Here is a 3,907-nt window from a genome sequence, read left to right as displayed (position 1 = left end):
GTCAATTATTTTTCTGTTTCTGCTTCCAGTTCTTCAAGATCTTCTTTCGAGAATTGGTAGGTTTCATTGCAAAAATGGCATTGCGCCTCCGCTTTTCCTTCTGTCTCGATAATATCCCGAATTTCATCTTTCCCAAGGCTGATCAATGCATTGGCAATTCTCTCCCTTGAGCATTGACAGGAGAATTCGACATCCATTTTTTCTAAAATGTTCACATTGCCTTCACCCAAAATTTCCGTTAGGATTTCTTCCGGCGTCAAGCCTCTTTGAATCATTTTCGAGACAGGCTCGATTGTGCTCAGGCGACTCTCGATTTTGGAGATCGTTTCATCGGATGTTCCAGGCAGCAATTGGATGATGAATCCACCCGCCGCAAGAATCGAATTATCAGGATTCACCAGGACCCCTACACCCACTGAAGATGGCACCTGTTCAGAAGTGGCAAAATAATAGGTGAAATCCTCACCTAATTCGCCAGACACAATTGGCACTTGCCCTGAAAAGTTATCCCGAAGACCGATATCCTTGACAACCGTCAGCAACCCTTCCGTTCCGACAGCTTTCCTGACATCAAGCTTTCCGTGTTCGTTCAAATCAAAATGAGTTTGGGGGTGCGTTACATATCCGCGAACTTCGCCCTTTGCATTGCTATCGACAAGGATCGACCCGATCGGTCCTCCGCCCTCTATTTTAATCGTAAGTTTTTCTTCACCTTTTAGCATGCTGCCCATCATCACGCCGGCCGTCATGGCACGTCCGAGGGCTGCCGAGGCAGTCGGCCATGTATAATGGCGCCTTTGTGCCTCTCCTACAGTATCCGTTGTTGAAACGGCATATGCGCGAACTTGACCCTCATAGCCTAACGCTTTCACTAGATAATCCTTCATTTATAGTGCTCCTTCCATGTTGTGCACACATATTCTTTATTTCTTCACTTGCTCACGATTGCGTTTATAGATGAGCTGTAACCCCTTCAAGGTCAAAAATGGTTCAACGACATCAATCACAGTAGACTCATTGGCAATCAAGGTCGCCAATCCGCCCGTAGCGATTACTGTCGGTTCAAGATTACTTTGCTCCTTTATTCGGTTGACGATTCCTTCGACCTGTCCAACATATCCATATAATATCCCAGCCTGCATGGCCGATACGGTATTCTTCCCAATGATGCCGTCTGGGCGGCTGATTTCTATCCTCGGAAGCTTGGCAGCTTTCGAATAAAGCGCCTCTGTAGATATGTTAATGCCAGGGGCGATGGCCCCGCCCATGTATTGTTTGTCCTCGTTTATATAGCAATATGTCGTTGCCGTGCCAAAATCCACGATGATGAGCGGACTTCCATACTCCTGTATGCCTGCAACGGCATTCACGATTCGGTCTGCGCCCACTTCACGGGGATTTTCATATTTAATATTCAATCCAGTTTTGATTCCTGGTCCCACTATTAGCGGTTTTATGCCAAAATACTTCTTGCACATACGTTCCAGCGCAAACATGATTGGCGGAACTACCGAAGAGATAATGATTCCGTCAAATTGGTCAAACGAAAGGCCTTCATGTTGCAGCAAAGACTTTATGACCATTCCATATTCATCTTCCGTCTTATGGCGGCTAGTCTCGATTCGCCAATGATATTTTAAAATATCTTCATCGTATACGCCTAATACTATATTCGTATTTCCAACATCCAATACAAAAATCATCGTTTCATCACTCCGGTAAATTATTCTCCAACATCATACCACACTGGTTTTTCATACGCTATTAGTCACACTTTTCGAAAGCCAATAAAACTCCAGGTCGGTTCCTTTACGTTTAAGGGTTAAGAAAAGGGTATTTCCGAGGCGGAAATACCCTTTTCTGTTAGTCGAATTAAGACTTTTTATTGTCATCTTCGTTAGGGAAGGAAAGCGGCTTATCTTGAGGGGCCCCTTCATTAATCGGAGGTGTATTAAGCCCTTCCTCCGTTATTTCAAGGTCCTCGGGTCCCCTTTTATCCAATGGATCCAAAAGGGCCTCTTTTTCTTCCTTTTTCGTATTGATGTTCACCTTGACATTCTCATCAGTGGTCAAATTGCCATTCAGCGCGGTATAATCCCGGTCTGGCAATTTTCCATTATGGAATAAACTTTGGATTTGTTCTGCATCGAGTGTTTCCACTTCAAGCAAGGTTTTAGCAACCAAATCAAGTTTTTCACGATTTTCAGTAAGGATTTTCTTACATCTTTCGTACGCTTCCCTGATGATGCGTTGAATTTCAAGATCGATTTCATATGCTATGGCATCTGAATAATTTTGATCATTATTGAAATCGCGGCCTAGGAAAACCTGACCTTGGGAGTTACCGAACTGAAGCGGTCCAAGTTTGCTCATGCCATATTCCATGACCATGCTGCGAGCTATGCCCGTTGCACGTTGGAAGTCATTATGCGCCCCAGTACTCACTTCTCCGAATGTTACTTCCTCGGATACACGTCCACCCAACAGTCCGACGATTTTATCTTTCAATTCCGGCTCCGTCATGAAGAAACGATCTTCTTTTGGAAGCATCACTGCATAACCGCCAGCTTGACCACGAGGGACAATCGTAACCTTATGAACGACTTCGGCATCATCCAGAACCAGACCGATGATGGTATGGCCCGCTTCATGCCATGCTACAATATTCCGTTCCTTCTTGGAGATGACACGGTTTTTCTTGGCAGGTCCTGCAATCACGCGATCCGAAGCTTCATCCAGATCCGACATGTCAATCTTCTTCTTATCTTGACGGGCAGCTACAAGTGCCGCTTCATTAAGCAAGTTTTCTAGATCGGCACCGGAAAATCCTGGTGTGCGCTGGGCAATCGCCTTTAAATCGACGGTTTCCGCCAAAGGTTTATTGCGAGCATGCACCTTCAGCACTTCTTCACGGCCTTTGACATCCGGGCGGCCAACCGTAATTTGACGGTCGAAACGTCCTGGACGCAATAATGCCGGATCCAATACATCTGCACGGTTAGTCGCAGCTATGATGATGATGCCCTCATTGCCGCCGAATCCATCCATTTCAACGAGCAATTGGTTCAGCGTTTGTTCACGTTCATCATGTCCGCCACCAAGGCCTGCGCCACGCTGACGTCCAACTGCATCAATTTCATCGATGAAGATGATACATGGTGCATTTTTCTTAGCATTCTCAAATAAATCACGAACACGGGATGCACCGACACCCACGAACATCTCAACGAAATCTGAACCGCTGATCGAGAAGAAAGGAGTTCCTGCTTCACCGGCCACTGCCCGTGCAAGTAATGTTTTACCTGTACCAGGAGGCCCCACTAATAGTACCCCTTTAGGAATGCGGGCTCCTAGCTCGGCGAATTTGCGAGGGTCTTTCAAGAATTCGACGACCTCGACAAGTTCCTGCTTTTCTTCGTCCGCTCCGGCAACATCATTGAAGCGTACCTTTTTCTTATCATCATTATACAATTTCGCCTTACTTTTCCCGAAATTCATGACGCGGCCGCCGCCGCCGCCTTGAGCTTGGTTAAGTAAAAAGAAGAAGAGGATAAAAATGATTACAAATGGAATGATGGAAGTGAAAAATGTCACCCAGCCACTTGTCTTTTCTGGAGGCTCGACATTGATGATGTCTTTATCCAGCTTGTTTGCAGCGTCATTGATCCGGCTTTGCGAATATTCACTGAATGGCACGTAAGTCACGAAGTTCTTGTTATCATCATAACCTTTGAGCTTACCAGTGATTTCAAAGACACTGCTTTCGGGCTGCATCGTAAGTGATGTAACGTCCCCACTCTCCAAATGCTTATAGAATTCATCTTGGGTCATTTTTACGTTTGGTTCATTGTTATTATTAAAGATGCTTACAATCCCAATGATGACCAAAAAGATCAGTAAATAAAAT

3 protein-coding genes are annotated in these 3,907 nt (G+C 45.3%); all 3 read right to left on the bottom strand.

Annotation, left to right across the window (positions count from 1 at the left end):
• Window positions 1-5 precede the first annotated feature (5 nt).
• Window positions 6-887 (bottom strand): Hsp33 family molecular chaperone HslO, encoded by an 882-nt coding sequence (gene hslO / locus CVN76_RS10800; protein ID WP_100531245.1) that lies wholly within the window; start codon window positions 885-887, stop codon window positions 6-8.
• A 36-nt stretch (window positions 888-923) separates the two neighbouring features.
• Window positions 924-1,703 carry a type III pantothenate kinase gene (locus CVN76_RS10795; RefSeq protein ID WP_061144011.1) on the bottom strand — a complete coding sequence of 260 codons (780 nt, stop codon included), beginning with the start codon at window positions 1,701-1,703 and terminating at the stop codon, window positions 924-926.
• A 169-nt stretch (window positions 1,704-1,872) separates the two neighbouring features.
• Window positions 1,873-3,907, bottom strand: a 2,035-nt coding sequence (ftsH, locus tag CVN76_RS10790) for an ATP-dependent zinc metalloprotease FtsH (RefSeq protein ID WP_100531244.1), incomplete at its 5' end; no start/stop codon positions are given.

This window comes from Bacillus sp. mrc49 (assembly GCF_002803435.1).
This window is presented reverse-complemented; position numbering and strand designations above follow the sequence as displayed.